We start from the raw sequence: 19,726 nt of genomic DNA, 5'->3' as shown, positions 1-19,726 counted from the left end.
ATAGGTAGCGTATGTACGCCTTATGTGATGCCAATTCGTTTTACGCCAGTTGTGAAAAGGTTTTTGATCCAAGTATTCGTAATAAACCCGTGGTGGTTTTAACCAATAACGATGGATGTATTTGTGCTGCTTGTCATATTGCCAAACGAGTAGGTGTGGGCAAAAAATTTGTCCCTTACTTTCAAGTCGCAGCACAATTACGCCAAGCGGGGGCCGTAATTCGTTCAAGCAATTACGAGCTATATGCCGATTTAAGCCAAAAAATGATGGATGTTTGCGCCCGTTTTGCACCGATTCAACATATTTACTCTATTGACGAATGCTTTTTAAAATTTACCTCTAATGAATATCGTTTACCGGGTGTTGCGCAAGCCGAAAACTGGTTTGATTACGCTCGTCATATTCGCCGCGCCGTTTGGCAGCAAGTGCGCTTACCAATCGGTGTTGGTATAGGTGAAACCCCTACATTAGCCAAGGCGGCAAACCATGCGGCCAAACGCTTACCCGGATTTCGCGGTGTTGCAGTTATAGACAGTGAAACCAAACGACGGCAAGTTTTATCTCAAATGGCGCTTACCGATGTTTGGGGTATTGGCTCAAGGCTAGCCAAGCGTCTTGCCATGATGGGGATTAAAAATGCCTTGCAACTTTCTAACTGCAATCCAAATTTAATGCGTAAATCGTTTAGTGTGGTGATGGAACGCACGGTGCGCGAATTAAATGGTGAGGTGTGTCTAAGTTGGGATGACGTAAGAGCCAATAAAAAAGAAATTTTTTCAACTCGCTCATTTGGTCAGCGAGTCCAAGGAAAATCGGAATTACGCTTAGCATTATCACGTCATGCGGCGATTGCCGCCGAAAAAGCCCGTAAACAACAAAGTTTGGTCAGCCAAATGGTGATTTTTGCCAGTAACTCACCACATGATCAACACTATTATAAACAAAGCCAATTACAGCGTTTTGTGATTCCAACAAATGACAGCCGCTATATCTGTCAAGCGGCGGCTCAAGCAGCCGATACGATATACCAACCTGGGGTGTTATTTTATCGCTGTGGGGTGGGTTTATTAGAATTGGTTGATGAACAGCATTATCAACACGACTTATTTCACCCATCGACCGATAACCAAAAATTGATGCAATGTTTAGATCAAATAAACCAACGCTATGGCAATGAGACTTTGCAGCTTGCTGGTCAAGGCATAGTAAGGCCTTGGACGATGAAACGGCAGTTTTTATCGCCCCAGTACACCACACGTTGGCGTGACATACCTAAAATTCAATGCTAATGACGAGGGTCAGTGGCAACGACATCTTCTCGGTTTTGATGCCGATGCCAAAAATCGATTAAAGCTGAGTAAGAATTTAACGGTATAATTTGTCGAAAATCTATCCAGTCTAATAAACAATAAAGACACATAGCAGGGTAATGCCAGTCATTAAAGACACCATTTTGTACTTGCAGCTCTAACTCATCTAGCACTTTTGCAATGCGTTGGCGCTGTAAATTGAAAAATAGGCTGTCTGCAGACGTATCAAATCCACTACGCCCTAACAGCAATATTTCGACTAAAGAATCATTGGCCGCGTCGATTAACGTTAAGCTGTTTTCTAACTCCCACGTTATTGCGGTGAGTTTAAACTTGTTGGACAAATAGCGAAATATCACTCGGGAGTCGAATATTACGACCTCTTCATCGACTAAAAAAGGGACTTTTAAGGTTGGATTCTTTTGTTTTAATTGTTCACGATCAGCGCCAAAAACATCCATATTGACAAATTCTAAAGGGATAGCATAAGTAAACAAACGAATGCGACGTGCAAACGGAGAGGTTGTCGAACCATATAAAATCATAAATGGACCACCTTAATCAATCGATAGTCATTTGATCATAAACTCAAAATGCCAAGATGCAAACACACTATATCGAACAGTATAAGAACAAAGCATGACTCAACTTTGTGGCTTGATATATAATAATGCTTAGTTAATTTTATATCCCCTTTTTATCAGGCAGAGCATTATGACCCAAGCAGAAACCCCGCAAGATTTTGAATCAGATCCGGCATTAGAACAAATAGAGCAAAAAACCCGTGCGCGTATCGGTGATGAAAAAGTTGATGAACGTATGGAACAATTAGCTCAAATGAGCCTAGAAGATACCATGGCGTTAAAAGAGAAAGCCGACGCTGTAATGACCAAAGTGGCCAACTGCCTGACGTTTGAGATTGAGTCGGAAGAAATGCAAGCGATCATTCGTGAGTACTTGTTATATACCAATTTTGCCTACAGTAAATTACAGGGTAAGTCGGTATTAATAGATCAACAGCGCTTTATCAAAATGGCCGATTCAATTACTCAAGATGCTGACCAAAAAGCGGTATTTGAGCAGTTTGGCGAGGGTACCGCTGAGCACTTTGCTAAAGCAATGACATCTTATGCTGAAAAAAACCTATAAGTAAAAACCTATAAGTATTGAAGCTAAATAGAGGCTCCGTCTTACCCTACGATCTTTAACCTGTAAAACAAAGTAAATAAAAAAAACCGGCTTAACGAAGGTTAAACCGGTTTTATATTTAGTCTGAAAGGTAAATTTACCTTACAAAATTAACGATTATTCCCACTCGATAGTTGCAGGTGGTTTGCCTGAAATATCGTAAACAACACGTGAAATACCATCGATTTCATTGATGATACGGTTCGATACCAAACCTAGGAAATCGTATGGTAAATGCGCCCAAAGTGATGCCGGTCATAAACTTTATGACCGCAGAGCGCAGATACAGTGAATAAAAAAACGGCTTAACGAAGGTTAAACCGGTTTTATATTTAGTCTGAAAGGTAAATTTACCTTACAAAATTAGCGATTATTCCCACTCGATAGTTGCAGGTGGTTTGCCTGAAATATCGTAAACAACACGTGAAATACCATCGATTTCATTGATGATACGGTTCGATACCAAACCTAGGAAATTGTATGGTAAATGCGCCCAAAGTGATGTCGGTCATAAACTTTATGACCGCAGAGCGCAGATACAGTGAATAAAAAAACCGGCTTAACGAAGGTTAAACCGGTTTTATATTTAGTCTGAAAGGTAAATTTACCTTACAAAATTAACGATTATTCCCACTCGATAGTTGCAGGTGGTTTGCCTGAAATATCGTAAACAACACGTGAAATACCATCGATTTCATTGATGATACGGTTCGATACCAAACCTAGGAAATCGTATGGTAAATGCGCCCAAAGTGATGCCGGTCATAAACTTTATGACCGCAGAGCGCAGATACAGTGAATAAAAAAAACCGGCTTAACGAAGGTTAAACCGGTTTTATATTTAGTCTGAAAGGTAAATTTACCTTACAAAATTAACGATTATTCCCACTCGATAGTTGCAGGTGGTTTGCCTGAAATATCGTAAACAACACGTGAAATACCATCGATTTCATTGATGATACGGTTCGATACCAAACCTAAGAAATCGTATGGTAAATGCGCCCAATGCGCTGTCATAAAGTCGATAGTTTCTACCGCACGCAGTGATACAACCCAATCGTACTTACGACCATCGCCCATAACACCTACTGAGCGAACCGGTAAGAATACGGTGAAAGCTTGGCTTACTTTGTGGTATAGGTCGTGGTTATGCAATTCTTCAATGAAAATAGCATCGGCGCGACGTAGTAAGTCACAGTATTCTTTTTTCACTTCACCTAATACACGAACACCTAGACCAGGTCCTGGAAACGGATGACGATAAAGCATATCGTATGGCAGACCAAGCTCTAAACCAATTTTACGAACTTCATCTTTAAATAACTCTCGTAAAGGTTCAACAAGACCAAGTTCCATATCTTCTGGTAAGCCACCTACGTTGTGATGTGACTTAATCACATGTGCTTTACCCGTAGCCGAGGCTGCTGATTCAATAACATCTGGGTAAATGGTACCTTGTGCTAACCATTTTGCGTTTTTCAGTTTGCTGGCTTCTTCGTCAAACACTTCAACGAAAACATTACCAATGATTTTGCGTTTGGCTTCAGGATCATTAACCCCTGCAAGGCGATTAAGAAATCTGTCTTCCGCTTTGACATGAATAATGTTTAAGCCAAAATGGTCACCAAACATATCCATAACTTGTTTGCTTTCATTTAAACGCAACAAGCCATTATCAACAAACACACACGTTAGCTTTTCACCAATAGCGCGGTGTAATAACATGGCAACAACAGAAGAGTCGACACCGCCAGATAACCCTAAGACAACTTCATCATCGCCAACTTGTTCTTTCATTTTAGCAACAGCATCTTCAATGATTGATTTTGATGTCCATAGCTTTTCACAACGACAAATATCAATCACAAAATGCTCTAAAATACGCATACCTTGTTTGGTATGTGTTACTTCAGGGTGAAATTGCACACCGTAAAATTTCTTTTCTTCATTGGCCATTGCAGCATGCGCACAGCTTGGCGTTTGTGCAATGGTGCTAAAACCGCTAGGAATGGCAGAAACTTTATCACCGTGACTCATCCAAACATCTAATGACGCATTACCAGAAGCGTGAATGCTATCTTCAATGTTTTTGAACAGTTCTGATTGGGCAATAACTTCGACAGCGGCATAACCAAACTCTTTATGCTCAGAGCTTTGTACTGCGCCACCTAACTGCTCAGCCATGGTTTGCATACCGTAACAGATACCAAATACAGGGACACCGGCATTAAATACATATTCAGGGGCTCGTGGCGAGTTCATTTCAGTTACCGACTCAGGTCCACCGGCAAGAATAATTCCCGATGGGTTAAACTCTTTGATTTGCTCTTCGGTAACATCCCAAGCCCAAAGTTCACAATAGACGCCAATTTCACGTACACGACGTGCAATTAATTGAGTGTACTGAGAGCCAAAATCTAAAATTAGAATTCGATGGTCATGAATATCTTGAGTCATTAAATTTTCTCTTGATTAGAAACGGTGTAATACCTACACCGTTTAGTATTTTTTATAAAGTCCTTGCTTTAAATGGAGCCAGTTAAAGCAAGGGGATACGTTCAATTGTTATATAAAATACAACAACGTACGAAGAAACACTTAGGTTAAAACACTAACCTAATCGATTAACCCATGCGATAATTAGGGGCTTCTTTAGTGATGGTTACATCGTGGACATGAGATTCACCCATACCAGCCGCCGTAATTTTTACAAATTGTGGTTTGGTGCGCATGGTTTCAATGTCAGCAGAGCCCGTTAAGCCCATGGCTGAACGAATACCACCAATTTGCTGATGAATAATGGCTGCCATTGGCCCTTTATATGCAACACGGCCTTCGATGCCTTCAGGAACAAGCTTGTCAGCTTCATCTGATTTTTGGAAGTAACGATCTGATGAACCTTCTTTTTGGTTCATTGCCCCCAAAGAGCCCATACCACGATAAGATTTGTAGTAACGACCTTGGTAAAGTTCAACATCACCTGGCGCTTCTTCCGTACCCGCTAACATCGACCCCACCATAACACAGTGAGCACCTGCAACGATGGCTTTAGCGATATCACCAGAGAAACGAATACCACCATCGGCAATAACAGGAATATCCATACCGGCAACACCTTTCACTGCTTCTGAAATAGCCGTAATTTGTGGTACACCACACCCTGTTACAATACGAGTGGTACAGATAGAACCTGGGCCAATACCTACTTTAACAGCGTTAGCACCAGCTTCGGCTAAAGCTCTTGCGCCTTCTTCTGTCGCTACGTTACCAGCAACAATTTGTAAATCAGGGTATGCAGCTCGAGTCGCTTTAACGCGATCAATAACGCCTTGTGAATGGCCGTGTGATGTATCGATTAATAGCACGTCAACACCTGCGCTGACCAAAGCTTCAATACGCTCTTCCGTACCCGCGCCAACACCGACAGCAGCACCTACACGTAAGCGACCAAACTCATCTTTACAGGCATTTGGTTTGCTTTCCGCTTTTTGGTAATCTTTCGCCGTGATCATACCGCTTAATTCGAAGTCATCATTGACCACAAGAATTTTTTCGATACGGTGAGCATGCATCGCATTAAGGATATCTTCACGCTCAGCATTGGCTTTAACGGTGACTAACTTTTCTTTTGGCGTCATTAAATCGGATACTTTTTTATCAAGATCGATTTCAAAACGTAAGTCACGAGAGGTGATAATGCCGACAAGGTTTTTGCCTTCATCAACGACAGGAAAGCCTGAAAAGTTTAATTCATCAGATAAGGCGAATACTTCACGAATACTGATGTCTGGACTTACCGTCACCGGATCTGTCACAATACCACTTTCGTATTTCTTTACTTGACGAACGTTAGCTGCCTGCTCAGCGATAGTCATATTTTTGTGGATAAAGCCAATACCGCCTTCTTGAGCTAGGGCGATGGCTAAACGAGCCTCGGTAACCGTATCCATAGAGGCAGATAAAATTGGCACATTAAGTTCAATCTTATTGGTTAGTTTAGTCTTAAGGCTTGCAGTGTGGGGTAATACCGTTGAATGGGCAGGTACAAGTAGTACATCATCAAAGGTAAGGGCTTCTTGAGCTATTCGTAGCATGGGCAACAATCTCGCTTATGTGGGAGTTATATATTGCGGATGGATTTTATCCGAGTTGGCCCTATAGGTAAACAAATATTGTTAAAAATATAACGTTTGTTCTATTAATCCCTAAAAACATAACAAAAGTGACACATGACTTTAATCAACGCCAGTAAACAACACATATTACACGTAAGTGAATTAACAAAAAAAGTACGTTTTATCCTAGAAAGCGAGCTCCATACCGTCTGGTTAACTGGTGAAATCTCTAATTTTATGGCCGCAAGCTCTGGTCATTGGTATTTATCCTTAAAAGATGATAAATCCCAAGTTCGATGTGCCATGTTTAAAGGCAATAATCGTTTTGTTAGGTTAAAGCCAGCGAACGGCCAACAAGTATTGGTAAAGGCCAAAGTTTCGTTATACGAACCACGCGGTGACTTCCAACTTATTATCGAACAAATGGAAGATGCGGGCGAAGGGTTACTCCGACAAAAGTTTGAACAGCTCAAAGCACAATTACAAAGCGAAGGTTTATTTGAAAGTCGCTATAAGCAACCCATGCCGCAATACGTACAAACGGTAGGCTTAGTAACTTCCAGTACAGGGGCTGCGATTAAAGATATTCTAACCGTATTAAAAAGGCGTAGCCCTGGCATTAAAGTCATTATTTATCCAACCTTGGTTCAGGGCGAACAAGCAGCAGATCAAATCAGTGATGCCATTTACACAGCCAATGAACGCGACGAATGTGATGTCCTTATTGTCGGGCGTGGCGGTGGCTCACTAGAAGACTTGTGGGCTTTTAATGAAGAGCCGGTGGTTAGAGCAATATTTGATTGTGATATTCCAGTTATCTCTGCGGTAGGACACGAAATAGATACCAGTTTGTCTGATTTTGTCGCCGATTTACGCGCGCCAACGCCCTCTGCGGCGGCTGAAATCATATCCGCAGACAATGAACAATTAATAAAGCAAATTAAGAGCTTAGAACATAAGATTGGTCAAAGCGCGAGATGGCAGTTGCAAGCTAAAAAAGTAAAACTACAAGCGCTTGTACACCGATTAAATCTAACCCATCCCGAACATAAATTGCATCGACAACAGCAACGATTTGATGAGTTACAAGCAAGGTTAAATACTTTGCTAACGCAAAGAATGCAGGCGTTAACGACTAAGCTAAGCATATTACAGCAACGGTTACATGGTGTTCCAATGGAAAAAAATCTCGCCATGGCCAAGCAAAATCGACTTAACTTACACGATCGGTTGACCCGCGCAATGTTGATTTTAAAAGATAACAAACAACAACAACTGGCTAACTTAGCGCAATACTTAAATATTATGAGTCCACTGGCAACCATAGCTCGAGGCTATAGTATCACCCGAGATGCACAAGGTAAGATTGTGAAAGATATTAAGGTGCTAAATGTTGGTGATAATCTTTCAACTCAAATTGAAAATGGCAAAATTGAGAGCACCATCACAAAAATAGAAAAATAAAGACTAAACTAAGCTTAAGCAAACACATAAAACCAGCTTATGTTTAGACTTTATATATTGTGCCTTCTCAGCACCTTTTGTTTTATCGGCTGTGGCGGTAGTAATAACCCGTCACAAAACGATTCTGCGCGGTTTTCCCCTTCCAACCTTGAACAAAACTATCTTTGTAATAACAGCCATCAAGCTCTTTCAGCGGATATTTATGATCAACCTGGTATTCATCTTTATGTGATAGGCGATACTGGCACAGGTGATGACAATCAGCGTACAAGTGCAGAAATTCTTGAAGCCTATCATATCCAATACCCATTAGATGGGATCATTCACACGGGGGATATATTTTATAACGACGGCATTACAGGTATTGATGATCCTTACATTAGGAGCCGATTTTTAGGCATCTACTCACAACTTGCCATAGCAAATGTGCCTTGGTATTGGACAGTCGGTAACCATGACTATGAAGGAAGCATTAACGCCATAGTCGAACTAAGCGAGAAACAGTCACAGATCCATTTCCCTTATCGATACTACCAAAAGAGCATTTCAAAAGGCGAGATCTCGGTAAACTTATTTGCAGTTGATACGACTGCCTTTATTCTTGGCGCTGAACAATTAGATCAACTGGCTTGGCTAAATGAGGCGTTAGCTAAATCACAATCTCAAACCAATTTGATTTTTGGTCATCATCCAATCGTATCAAACGGCAAACACGGTGGTAGCGATATATTAAAAGCAGGCTTACAGTCTTTACTTAAAAGTTTTAAAGTGCCTCTGTATTTATCAGGGCATGAACACAATTTGGAATACATAGAATCTTCTGAGTTGCCTAATTATTTAATATCAGGAGCTGGCGGAGCAAAGTTACGCTCTATTGAGTGTGGCAAAAGTTCGGCTTTTGCCCAGAGCGCTTTTGGCGGATTTTCACTTTATATAACGAGCAATCAAATTTATATAGTTCCCGTTACCGATCCTATGCCCCAAGTAATGTATACAATTATCCCTTAGAATTGATATTCCACACTCAAACGGTACATGTTGAGATCGTGTTTAAACTGCGTGTTATAACTAAATTTTACCCCTGCATTTAAATACCAGGGTGAATTTAAGCGAAGGCGATAATTAAAGTCAAACTCATAACGGTCAACGTCATACACACTATGATTGCTTAATATAAGGGCTAAACCGTGTTGTTCGTTTAACTGGTAATAGTTCGCTAGGCGATAAATAATCGAACCGTCACTATTATCGTCTCGAAACTCAATACCATTATGTTCTAAACGTTCATTGCGAAAACCAAGCAATAATTGCGATTCAAATTGAGAGTCCCACGACAAACGATAACCAATCAATAGTTGTTGGGTATTTAAGGTAAAATCACTGTCATTAACATCGCTGTAAAAAAGCCCTAACTCAGCCGATAACACAAGATACTCTGTTAAGCTTTTATCGCCATAGAGCACAAAACCTTCATAGTCAAAATTGCGTTGCAGTGGGACTTTATGCTCAAGACCTAGCCCGAAAAAGTCCTTATTTAATGAAGGTTGCGAAGCCGATAACGCAAAATGAGGGAGCAATAATAAACACAGCCATTTCAACAACGCAATATTCCTTAAAAAATCGATAATACTTATCATTATAGGATCCTTCAAAGGGGAAAGCTTAACGCTTTAAGGCTTAGTGCTGAGGTGCTTAAAAGATTAAAGGATTAAACGCTGCAAGGTGGCAAGGAAGGAGATCCTCGCCTTCGCGAGGATGACGATATGGTTAACAAGCATCGTCATTGCGGCAAACAACTGCATGGATGCAGGAGGTAGCGCAACGCAGGAGCAGTTGCCGAGGCCGCAACCTCGTTGAGATTTTAGCAGGCTATAGAGCTGTAAGGCTTAAAGGCTTAAAGGCTTAAAGGCTTAAAGGATAAAAGGCTTTAAGGATAGAACGTTACAAGGATGCAAGGAGAGTGTTTTAACACGCACCGTCATCCCATCATGTTTTACGACTGCATGGATGCAGGAGGTAGAGCAACGCAGGAGCAGTTGCCGAGGATGGGACCTCGTTGAGGTTCAAGGTGGTTTAAATTTTCAAAAGCCTAAAACGAGAAAAGCCCGCTTAAATAAGCGGGCTTTTAGAATAGGAGCCTAGCGATGACCTACTCTCACATGGGAACTCCCACACTACCATCGGCGCTGTTGCGTTTCACTTCTGAGTTCGGCATGGGATCAGGTGGTTCCACAACGCTATTGTCGCTAGACAAAACTTGTTAAACAATTTGAAATCTAATATTAAACGCTACTCAATTCTTACAATGCGTGATGTTTCAGACATACAATCTTTAAAACCTCTTGGGTGTTGTATGGTTAAGCCTCACGGGCAATTAGTATCAGTTAGCTCAAGGCCTCGCAACCCTTACACACCTGACCTATCAACGTCGTAGTCTCCGACGACCCTTTAGGGGACTTAAAGTCCCAGTGAGAACTCATCTCAAAGCCTGCTTCCCGCTTAGATGCTTTCAGCGGTTATCAGTTCCGAACATAGCTACCGGGCAATGCCATTGGCATGACAACCCGAACACCAGCGGTTCGTCCACTCCGGTCCTCTCGTACTAGGAGCAGCCCTCTTCAATTCTCAAACGCCCACGGCAGATAGGGACCGAACTGTCTCACGACGTTCTAAACCCAGCTCGCGTACCACTTTAAATGGCGAACAGCCATACCCTTGGGACCGACTTCAGCCCCAGGATGTGATGAGCCGACATCGAGGTGCCAAACACCGCCGTCGATATGAACTCTTGGGCGGTATCAGCCTGTTATCCCCGGAGTACCTTTTATCCGTTGAGCGATGGCCCTTCCATACAGAACCACCGGATCACTATGACCTACTTTCGTACCTGCTCGACGTGTCTGTCTCGCAGTTAAGCTGGCTTATGCCATTGCACTAACCGTACGATGTCCGACCGTACTTAGCCAACCTTCGTGCTCCTCCGTTACTCTTTGGGAGGAGACCGCCCCAGTCAAACTACCCACCAGACAGTGTCCCCAATCTCGATAAGAGACCTAGGTTAGAACATCACGCATACAAGGGTGGTATTTCAAGATTGGCTCCACAACATCTGGCGACGTTGCTTCAAAGCCTCCCACCTATCCTACACATGTAGGAGCAATGTTCACTGTCAAGCTATAGTAAAGGTTCACGGGGTCTTTCCGTCTAGCCGCGGGTATACGGCATCTTAACCGCAAATTCAATTTCACTGAGTCTCGGGTGGAGACAGTGTGGCCATGATTACGCCATTCGTGCAGGTCGGAACTTACCCGACAAGGAATTTCGCTACCTTAGGACCGTTATAGTTACGGCCGCCGTTTACCGGGGCTTCGATCATGAGCTTCGCTTGCGCTAACCCAATCAATTAACCTTCCGGCACCGGGCAGGCGTCACACCGTATACGTCATCTTTCGATTTTGCACAGTGCTGTGTTTTTAATAAACAGTTCCAGCCACCTGGTTACTTCGACTGACCTCAGCTTAAGGAGCAAGTCCCATCACCAAAGTCAGCGTACCTTCTCCCGAAGTTACGGTACTATTTTGCCTAGTTCCTTCACCCGAGTTCTCTCAAGCGCCTTAGTATTCTCTACCTAACCACCTGTGTCGGTTTGGGGTACGGTTCCTTATAATCTGATGCTTAGAAGCTTTTCCTGGAAGTAGGGCATCAACAACTTCAACTCCGTAGAGTCTCGTCTCGTATCTCAGCCTTAAGAAGAACCGGATTTACCTAATTCTTCAGCCTACATACTTTCACATGGACAACCAACGCCATGCTTGCCTAGCCTGCTCCGTCCCTCCTTCGCAATTATAAGAAGTACAGAAATATTAATCTGTTTCCCATCGACTACGCGTTTCCGCCTCGCCTTAGGGGCCGACTTACCCTGCCCTGATTAACATGGGACAGGAAACCTTGGTCTTTCGGCGGGGGAGTTTTTCACTCCCCTTATCGTTACTCATGTCAGCATTCGCACTTCTGATACCTCCAGCATGCTTTACAACACACCTTCAACGGCTTACAGAACGCTCCCCTACCACTTGAACCTAAGTTCAAATCCGCAGCTTCGGTGCATAGTTTAGCCCCGTTACATCTTCCGCGCAGACCGACTCGACTAGTGAGCTATTACGCTTTCTTTAAAGGGTGGCTGCTTCTAAGCCAACCTCCTAGCTGTCTATGCCTTTCCACATCGTTTCCCACTTAACTATGACTTTGGGACCTTAGCTGGCGGTCTGGGTTGTTTCCCTTTCCACAACGGACGTTAGCACCCGCAGTGTGTCTCCCGGATAGTACTCATTGGTATTCGGAGTTTGCAAAGGGTTGGTAAGTCGGGATGACCCCCTAGCCTTAACAGTGCTCTACCCCCAATGGTATTCGTCCGAGGCTCTACCTAAATAGATTTCGGGGAGAACCAGCTATCTCCCGGCTTGATTAGCCTTTCACTCCGACCCACAGGTCATCACCGCATTTTTCAACATACGTGTGTTCGGTCCTCCAGTTGATGTTACTCAACCTTCAACCTGCCCATGGGTAGATCGCCGGGTTTCGGGTCTATGCCCTGCAACTAAACGCGCAGTTAACACTCGCTTTCGCTACGGCTCCCCTATTCGGTTAACCTTGCTACAGAACATAAGTCGCTGACCCATTATACAAAAGGTACGCAGTCACCTAACAAGTAGGCTTCCACTGCTTGTACGTATGCGGTTTCAGGTTCTATTTCACTCCCCTCACAGGGGTTCTTTTCGCCTTTCCCTCACGGTACTGGTTCACTATCGGTCAGTTAGGAGTATTTAGCCTTGGAGGATGGTCCCCCCATATTCAGTCAAGATTTCTCGTGTCCCGACCTACTCGATTTCACGGTAAGTTTATTTTCGTGTACGGGGCTATCACCCTGTATCGCTGCTCTTTCCAGAGCATTCCACTAATTTACAAACCGCTTAAGGGCTAATTCCCGTTCGCTCGCCGCTACTAAGGAAATCTCGGTTGATTTCTTTTCCTCGGGGTACTTAGATGTTTCAGTTCTCCCGGTTCGCCTCATTAAGCTATGTATTCACTTAATGATACCTGCCTTACGACAAGTGGGTTTCCCCATTCGGACATCTGTGCCTATAACGCCTTTTATCGGCTTAACACAGCTTTTCGCAGATTAACACGTCCTTCATCGCCTCTAACTGCCAAGGCATCCACCACATACGCTTAGTCACTTAACCATACAACCCCAAAAAGTTTTACTTTACGTAAAACAACTGAAACTCAGAGGACTAATTCTGAGAAAGTTGTAAAGTCTGACATTTTCACGCATTCAATAAGAATGTCTTGAGTATAAAAAATCAATAATCAAAGATTATTAATTAGTTTGAAAACACTAGGAATGTGTTTTCGTTTTGGTGCCTATATCATTTGATAACATCGTGCGACACGTTGTTATCGATACAAACACCGGGTTTAATATCAGCTTTCCAAATTGTTAAAGATGTCATATCTGCGCACATTCGGCAGTTATGTGAGTGAAAACTCAAAGATAAGCATCGGTGCTTATCTTTAAGTTTTCATCAATTGTTATCATGCTATTTGTGTGAACACTCGCAGTACTTTCGTACTCATTAAGTTGTCTACTTAAGGTAAGGAGGTGATCCAACCCCAGGTTCCCCTAGGGTTACCTTGTTACGACTTCACCCCAGTCATGAATCACAAAGTGGTAACCGTCCTCCCGAAGGTTAAACTAGCTACTTCTTTTGCAACCCACTCCCATGGTGTGACGGGCGGTGTGTACAAGGCCCGGGAACGTATTCACCGCGGCATTCTGATCCACGATTACTAGCGATTCCGACTTCATGGAGTCGAGTTGCAGACTCCAATCCGGACTACGACAGACTTTATGGGATTCGCTCCACCTCGCGGTCTTGCTGCCCTTTGTATCTGCCATTGTAGCACGTGTGTAGCCCATCCCGTAAGGGCCATGATGACTTGACGTCGTCCCCACCTTCCTCCGGTTTATCACCGGCAGTCTCCTTAAAGTTCCCACCCGAAGTGCTGGCAAATAAGGATAAGGGTTGCGCTCGTTGCGGGACTTAACCCAACATTTCACAACACGAGCTGACGACAGCCATGCAGCACCTGTCTCAGAGCTCCCGAAGGCACGAAGCTATCTCTAGCGACTTCTCTGGATGTCAAGGGATGGTAAGGTTCTTCGCGTTGCATCGAATTAAACCACATGCTCCACCGCTTGTGCGGGCCCCCGTCAATTCATTTGAGTTTTAACCTTGCGGCCGTACTCCCCAGGCGGTCAACTTATCGCGTTAGCTGCGCTACCCACGTCTTAAAGACACAAACAGCTAGTTGACATCGTTTACGGCGTGGACTACCAGGGTATCTAATCCTGTTTGCTCCCCACGCTTTCGTGCCTCAGCGTCAGTATTTGTCCAGGTGGCCGCCTTCGCCACTGATGTTCCTTCCAATCTCTACGCATTTCACCGCTACACTGGAAATTCCACCACCCTCTACAATACTCTAGACAGCCAGTTCGAAATGCAGTTCCAAGGTTGAGCCCTGGGCTTTCACATCTCGCTTAACAATCCGCCTACGCACGCTTTACGCCCAGTAATTCCGATTAACGCTCGCACCCTCCGTATTACCGCGGCTGCTGGCACGGAGTTAGCCGGTGCTTCTTCTGCGAGTAACGTCACAGCTAGCAGATATTAGCTACTAACCTTTCCTCCTCGCTGAAAGTGCTTTACAACCCGAAGGCCTTCTTCACACACGCGGCATGGCTGCATCAGGGTTTCCCCCATTGTGCAATATTCCCCACTGCTGCCTCCCGTAGGAGTCTGGGCCGTGTCTCAGTCCCAGTGTGGCTGATCATCCTCTCAAACCAGCTAGAGATCGTCGCCATGGTAGGCCTTTACCCCACCATCTAGCTAATCTCACTTGGGCTAATCTAAAGGCGAAAGGTCCGAAGATCCCCTCCTTTGGTCCGTAGACATTATGCGGTATTAGCAGTCGTTTCCAACTGTTGTCCCCCACCTCAAGGCATATTCCCAAGCATTACTCACCCGTCCGCCGCTCGTCATCTTCTAGCAAGCTAGAAATGTTACCGCTCGACTTGCATGTGTTAAGCCTGCCGCCAGCGTTCAATCTGAGCCATGATCAAACTCTTCAATTAAAAAGTTGTTTTTTGATTCCGAAGAATCGACTCAATGAATTTGCTGGTTGTTTTCACTTGAAAAGTAAAAACAAACTTTACATAAAACATATGTATATATTTTGTGTGTCATCATCATTAAGTTAATGTGCTACTGGTATAAATACTTAGTAGCTTTGTAAATCAATCTTAATGTGAGTGCCCACACAAATTGCATGATAACTAATTGTTAAAGAGCTTATATGGATATAAGCTTGCTGATTCGTTCATGGATGAACAGGTAATCAGTAACTCCATATAAAACAAGCAATCTCATTCGCTGCTTGCGACGCTTTAGACCTTGCCCGAAGCGAGATGCGCATTCTACGCATCTTAAGTTCAAAGTCAACCGTTTTTAAAATCTTTTTTGAAAAAGTTTTTAAACTAGGATTTGCTTAAAACCCCCTTCACACTTGGCTTGTCAACCTTGTTGCCTAACCCCGTGGAAGTGGATGCGCATTCTAGAGATTTTTAGGATGCCGTCAACTGTTTTTTGATAAAAAATATAAAAACAGGGCTGATTGGGTGTATTTTGTACGAAAGGCTTAAAACAACAACAAAAAGATCACAATAACTTTACTATTCGCCGTTTTAAGGTTCAATTTATCTGGATAGTTTCTTGATTTACTTTGGCAGGCTGTCCAGAAAAGCTTTTACTATAGGTTGTGTTGTTTTACGCTTTTGCCAACATAGGCCTAAATCAAACGCTGAAATAGTATCAGGCTCCGATAATGTATATACGCGGTCTTTAACTGGCGAGTTATCTATAACAACTTGCGGTGCTATACCAATACCACAACCGAGAGCGACCATGGATACTAACGCTTCATGCCCTGTAACAGTGGCATAAACTTTCGGTCTTGTGACTCCTTGCTTTTTTAACCATAACTCAAAACGGCTTCGAGCAGGACCATGATCGGGTAAGATCACAGGTATGGTTGCCCATTCTATCGGTTGTTGCTTTAAGTCTAGTTTTACCTGACATGCCATCGTTGGTGCAATGATCGCCATAGGTATTTTTCCTATCTCTTTAAATTCAACTGAGCTTGGCATAGATTCAGGCTTTGCAGCAATGGCAATGTCGGCGGTATTTTTACTAACCTCAAATACCGCATCAGCGGCATTGCCTGTTACGAGAATAATTTCAACTTTAGGGTGCTGTAAGCGAAAGCCTTCTAACAATGTTGGTAAATGAGAATAAGCCGCGGTAACGGAACAGAAAATACGCAGGCTCCCACTAAGTTCAACTCGGTCTGTTTGCAGCTGAATTTGCAATAGTTGCCATTGCTGAATTTGTTGTTCGGCAAATTTGAGGAATGTGCCACCAGCTTGAGTCAATTGTACTCGCCGATTATCTCGAATGAACAGCTCGCTACCAAGGGTCTCTTCTAACCGCTGAACCATTCTACTTAGAGTTGAAGGACTCAAATGCAACGCTTTCGCACTTTGACCAAAATGTAAACTATCGGCTAAATGACAAAATGCCTGCAATGATTTGATTTCCATATTTCCCCCTAAAGTTAAAAATTTATTATTTACTTATATTTCACTTTACGCAACACATGGTTGCAAATATATCATTTTACGCAACAAGCGTGTTGCATTAGGATAGATTTATTAGCAAGTTCACATTAAATGGAGTTCACATGGCCAATTATTTCAATACCTTAAGTTTGCGTGAAAAGTTAGCACAACTGGGAAAATGTCGTTTTATGAAACGAGATGAATTTAGTGATGGATGTCAATTTCTCAAAGGCTGGAATATTGTTATTGTTGGTTGTGGCGCACAAGGTCTTAACCAAGGTTTAAATATGCGCGATTCTGGATTAAACATTTCTTATGCATTGCGCGATGCAGCGATTGCTGAGAAACGTCAATCTTGGCAATGGGCAACCGAAAATGGCTTTAACGTTGGTACCTATGATGAACTTCTTCCCGATGCCGATATGGTGTTAAACCTGACGCCAGATAAACAACATAGCAATGTGGTAAGGGCCATTATGCCACTAATGAAGCAAGGCGCAACGTTAGCATACTCTCATGGCTTTAATATTGTTGAAGAAGGGATGCAAATTCGCCCAGACATTACCGTGGTCATGGTGGCACCTAAGTGTCCAGGTACCGAAGTTCGCGAAGAATACAAACGCGGTTTTGGGGTACCAACGCTTATTGCGGTTCACCCAGAAAACGATCCCAAAGGAGATGGGTTAACAATAGCGAAAGCTTATGCCTCGGCAACGGGGGGTGATCGGGCCGGTGTGTTGGAATCATCGTTTATCGCCGAAGTAAAATCCGACTTGATGGGTGAACAAACCATTTTATGTGGCATGTTACAAACCGCAGCGGTTTTAGGTCATAAACAATTATTGGCATTAGGGATGGATGCTGGCTACGCTCGAAAATTATTGCAATATGGTATTGAGGTTACTACCGAAGGTCTTAAACACGGTGGTATCACGAATATGATGGATCGTTTATCAAATCCGGCGAAAATTCGCACTTTTGATATGTCGGAGCAGTTAAAGACTATTCTCAAGCCGTTATTTGATAAACATATGGATGACATCATTGAAGGTCGTTTCTCACAAACCATGATGCAAGACTGGGCAAATGATGATGCCGATTTATTACGTTGGCGAGCAGAAACTGCCGACACCAGTTTTGAACAAGCACCAGACTGCGACATTACCATTACGGAACAGGAATACTACGATAAAGGGATTTTCATTGTCGCGATGATAAAAGCTGGGGTTGAGTTGGCCTTTGATGCCATGGTTGCTTCAGGGATTATTGAAGAGTCCGCCTACTATGAGTCACTACATGAAACACCATTGATTGCCAATTGTATTGCCCGCAATAAATTATATGAGATGAATGTGGTCATTTCGGATACCGCCGAATACGGCAACTATCTATTTACTCATGCCGCGGTGCCTTTATTAACAGATTTTGTCAGTCAATTAACCTTAGAAGATTTAGGCGAAGGTTTAACCACAAAAAACAACGGTGTAGACAACTTACGTTTAATTGAAGTGAACGAGGCTATTCGTAACCATGGGGTGGAAATCATTGGTAAAGAATTGCGAGGCTACATGACTGACATGAAGCGGATCGTTGAGGCGCAATAAAACAGGTTTTATTAAGAACAGTGACAGCCCGATTTATCGGGCTTTTTATTATCGTTAAATTCTCACCTGTCCTTGTCCTTTTACGACAAACTTTTCAGTGGTTAGCGCTTCTAACCCCATTGGTCCATAAGCGTGTAATTTGCTGGTCGATATACCAATTTCTGAGCCTAAACCGAGTTCCCCACCGTCGGAGAATCGCGACGAAGCATTCACCATCACCACCGACGAATGAATTTGTCTGACAAAATCATCTGCTGTTGCCGGATCTTCAGTCACAATGACTTCGGTATGATTGGAACCGTAGGTTTGAATGTGGCTTATCGCTTGCTCATAATTTTTCACCACTTTTACGGCAATTTCCTGAGCTAAGTATTCGGCATGATAATCCGCTTCCGTAGCGGGTATGGCGCCGACAAAGTAAGGTTGGGAGTTTTCACAGCCATGCACCATCACCTTAAATGAATTTAACTCTGTCGCCGCCATGGTCAAAAAAGGTTCTGCTATATCTTGATGCACCAATAACGTTTCCAAGGCATTACAAGCACTGGGGCGTTGGGTTTTACCATTGACCAATATGGCTAAGGCTTTTTGCAGATCGGCGGCTTTATCAACATATAAATGGCATACGCCTTTAAAATGCTGAATAACCGGGATTCGCGAATGATTGGTGACAAAACGGATTAACCCTTCACCACCACGCGGGATCACTAAATCGATGGATTCATTTAACGTTAATAAGGTATGAATCACTTCCCGAGCAGGATCGGACACCACACTGATGATCTCTTTAGGCAGGTTAAACGATGTCAGTGTTTGGTGTAAAACATCCGCTAGGGCTAAATTAGAGTGCAGAGCTTCCGAGCCACCACGCAATATCACGGCATTTCCCGCTTTTAAGCATAATGCGGCGGCTTCAGCGGTCACATTAGGTCTGGCTTCATAAATCATTGCTATAACCCCTAACGGGATCCGCATTTTTTGTACCTCAATCCCACTTGGTAAGGATTTGGTTTGGGCTTTATACCCCAAAGGGTCAGGTAGTTGAACAATATCTAATAGAGCCTTACTGATCCCTTCTATACGCTCTTTCGTTAGTAATAGTCGGTCTTGCATGGCAGCAGCTACTGCATTCATTTTTGCCTTTTCCATATCGAGATGATTGGCCTCTAAGATCTGCTGTTGGTGGCGAATAATGTTTTCGGCCATAGCACAGAGCAACTTATTTTTTAACCTGGTGGGTAATTGAGCGGCGGTTAACGCCGCAACCTTGGCCTTGGTCGCCATTTTGGTCATGCTAAAAGCTAATTG

The 19,726-nt window shown here is 43.3% G+C and carries 11 protein-coding genes, 3 rRNA genes and 3 pseudogenes; 5 read left to right on the top strand and 12 right to left on the bottom strand.

What is annotated here, in order from left to right:
• Window positions 1–11: 11 nt before the first annotated feature.
• A complete protein-coding gene (locus tag ACAY00_RS01980) occupies window positions 12–1,289 on the top strand; it encodes a Y-family DNA polymerase (protein WP_371376506.1) in 1,278 nt (425 codons plus the stop codon).
• On the opposite strand, the gene ACAY00_RS01975 is transcribed toward ACAY00_RS01980, so the two are convergent.
• Window positions 1,286–1,855, bottom strand: a complete 570-nt coding sequence (locus tag ACAY00_RS01975) for a glutathione S-transferase family protein (protein WP_371376503.1) — start codon at window positions 1,853–1,855, stop codon at window positions 1,286–1,288. The genes ACAY00_RS01980 and ACAY00_RS01975 overlap by 4 nt on opposite strands.
• A gap of 169 nt (window positions 1,856–2,024) precedes the next feature.
• On the opposite strand from ACAY00_RS01975, the gene ACAY00_RS01970 reads away from it, so the two are divergent.
• Window positions 2,025–2,459, top strand: a complete 435-nt coding sequence (locus ACAY00_RS01970; protein ID WP_371376500.1) for a TipAS antibiotic-recognition domain-containing protein — start codon at window positions 2,025–2,027, stop codon at window positions 2,457–2,459.
• A 156-nt stretch (window positions 2,460–2,615) separates the two neighbouring features.
• Here ACAY00_RS01970 and ACAY00_RS01965 read toward each other — a convergent pair.
• The 5 genes and pseudogenes from ACAY00_RS01965 to guaB form a co-directional block, all read right to left on the bottom strand.
• Window positions 2,616–2,741 (bottom strand): annotated as a pseudogene (locus tag ACAY00_RS01965) (hypothetical protein); the annotation flags it as partial.
• Between the two features lie 127 nt (window positions 2,742–2,868).
• Window positions 2,869–3,003 (bottom strand): annotated as a pseudogene (locus tag ACAY00_RS01960) (hypothetical protein); the annotation flags it as partial.
• A 119-nt stretch (window positions 3,004–3,122) separates the two neighbouring features.
• A pseudogene (locus ACAY00_RS01955) lies at window positions 3,123–3,248 on the bottom strand (hypothetical protein); the annotation flags it as partial.
• A gap of 129 nt (window positions 3,249–3,377) precedes the next feature.
• Window positions 3,378–4,955: a glutamine-hydrolyzing GMP synthase gene (guaA, locus tag ACAY00_RS01950; protein ID WP_371376498.1), complete on the bottom strand. Its 1,578-nt coding sequence runs from the start codon at window positions 4,953–4,955 to the stop codon at window positions 3,378–3,380.
• A gap of 167 nt (window positions 4,956–5,122) precedes the next feature.
• Window positions 5,123–6,592 carry an IMP dehydrogenase gene (guaB, locus tag ACAY00_RS01945; protein WP_371376495.1) on the bottom strand — a complete coding sequence of 490 codons (1,470 nt, stop codon included), beginning with the start codon at window positions 6,590–6,592 and terminating at the stop codon, window positions 5,123–5,125.
• A 135-nt stretch (window positions 6,593–6,727) separates the two neighbouring features.
• Here guaB and xseA point away from each other — a divergent pair, with 135 nt between their 5' ends.
• Both xseA and ACAY00_RS01935 read left to right on the top strand, forming a co-directional pair.
• On the top strand, window positions 6,728–8,077 hold the full coding sequence (gene xseA, locus ACAY00_RS01940; RefSeq protein ID WP_371376492.1) for an exodeoxyribonuclease VII large subunit: 1,350 nt from the start codon (window positions 6,728–6,730) through the stop codon (window positions 8,075–8,077).
• 39 nt (window positions 8,078–8,116) lie between these two features.
• Window positions 8,117–9,085 carry a metallophosphoesterase gene (locus ACAY00_RS01935; protein ID WP_371376489.1) on the top strand — a complete coding sequence of 323 codons (969 nt, stop codon included), beginning with the start codon at window positions 8,117–8,119 and terminating at the stop codon, window positions 9,083–9,085.
• On the opposite strand, the gene ACAY00_RS01930 is transcribed toward ACAY00_RS01935, so the two are convergent.
• The 5 genes from ACAY00_RS01930 to ilvY all read right to left on the bottom strand — a co-directional run bounded on the left by ACAY00_RS01930 (window position 9,082) and on the right by ilvY (window position 16,796).
• Window positions 9,082–9,714, bottom strand: coding sequence for a hypothetical protein (locus tag ACAY00_RS01930; protein WP_371376486.1), 633 nt, complete (start codon window positions 9,712–9,714; stop codon window positions 9,082–9,084). The two genes, ACAY00_RS01935 and ACAY00_RS01930, sit on opposite strands and share 4 nt — an antisense overlap.
• A gap of 499 nt (window positions 9,715–10,213) precedes the next feature.
• Window positions 10,214–10,328, bottom strand: a 5S ribosomal RNA gene (rrf, locus tag ACAY00_RS01925).
• A 102-nt stretch (window positions 10,329–10,430) separates the two neighbouring features.
• Window positions 10,431–13,320, bottom strand: a 23S ribosomal RNA gene (locus ACAY00_RS01920).
• 412 nt (window positions 13,321–13,732) lie between these two features.
• Window positions 13,733–15,272, bottom strand: a 16S ribosomal RNA gene (locus ACAY00_RS01915).
• The 16S, 23S and 5S rRNA genes sit together here, the layout of an rRNA operon.
• Window positions 15,273–15,914: 642 nt before the next feature.
• A complete protein-coding gene (gene ilvY / locus ACAY00_RS01910) occupies window positions 15,915–16,796 on the bottom strand; it encodes an HTH-type transcriptional activator IlvY (RefSeq protein WP_371376484.1) in 882 nt (293 codons plus the stop codon).
• A gap of 140 nt (window positions 16,797–16,936) precedes the next feature.
• Between ilvY and ilvC the strand changes: the two genes are divergently transcribed.
• A complete protein-coding gene (gene ilvC, locus ACAY00_RS01905) occupies window positions 16,937–18,418 on the top strand; it encodes a ketol-acid reductoisomerase (RefSeq protein ID WP_371376481.1) in 1,482 nt (493 codons plus the stop codon).
• Window positions 18,419–18,472: 54 nt separating this feature from the next.
• On the opposite strand, the gene ACAY00_RS01900 is transcribed toward ilvC, so the two are convergent.
• Window positions 18,473–19,711, bottom strand: coding sequence for a glutamate-5-semialdehyde dehydrogenase (locus ACAY00_RS01900; protein WP_371379491.1), 1,239 nt, complete (start codon window positions 19,709–19,711; stop codon window positions 18,473–18,475).
• Window positions 19,712–19,726 lie beyond the last annotated feature (15 nt).

The organism is Thalassotalea sp. 273M-4 (assembly GCF_041410465.1).
Lineage (GTDB): Bacteria > Pseudomonadota > Gammaproteobacteria > Enterobacterales > Alteromonadaceae > Thalassotalea_A > Thalassotalea_A aquiviva.
The sequence above is the reverse complement of the archived record's forward strand: the minus strand, read 5'-3'. Positions and strand labels throughout refer to the sequence as shown.